Source organism: Erythrobacter sp. HI0063 (genome assembly GCF_001635685.1).
GTDB lineage: Bacteria > Pseudomonadota > Alphaproteobacteria > Sphingomonadales > Sphingomonadaceae > Qipengyuania.
The window spans coordinates 1-507 of the sequence record NZ_LWFF01000056.1 but is presented as its reverse complement, the minus strand read 5'-3'; the positions used below and the strand labels follow the sequence as shown (position 1 = coordinate 507).

At 60.2% G+C, this 507-nt stretch carries 1 protein-coding gene; it reads left to right on the top strand.

The window, feature by feature from the left end:
- Positions 1–458, top strand: a 458-nt coding sequence (locus tag A3736_RS02290; protein WP_156501929.1) for a S9 family peptidase, incomplete at its 5' end; no start/stop codon positions are given.
- Positions 459–507: the final 49 nt, after the last annotated feature.

The following is a 507-nucleotide window of genomic DNA, read 5'->3' as shown; positions in this document are numbered from 1 at the left end:
ACTGCACGATCGCCGGCGCTGGCGTCTACGATCTCGGCCTGATGCGGCGTTACGATGTTGGATATCTCGGCAAGTTCGGCTCGAATTATCTGGCAAAGGGTGCGGCAGATCTCGATTCCGTCAGCCCCGCGAAAAACGCATCGGGTGACTGGGCGCCGATCCTGATCGTCCATGGCGTGCGCGACGCGCGCGTTCCGGTCGAACAGGCTCGCACGCTCGTCAGCGCGCTCAAGAGTGCGGGCAAGCAGGAAGGCAAGGATTTCGTGTATCTCGAACAGCCGAAGAACACGCATAACCTTCCCTACGACTATACTCGCATCGAATGGCTGGGCGCGGCTGCGGCCTGGCTGGAAAAGCACAATCCGGCCTATGTTTCGTCCGATCCCGATTTCGCATCGAAACCGGCCCTGGACGCTTCGGCGGTCAAGATGGCCAAGGAGTTGGACATCACGATCTGAACTGAGCCATTCGAACTATCTTCGTAAGGGAGCGGCGGGCCGAGCGTCC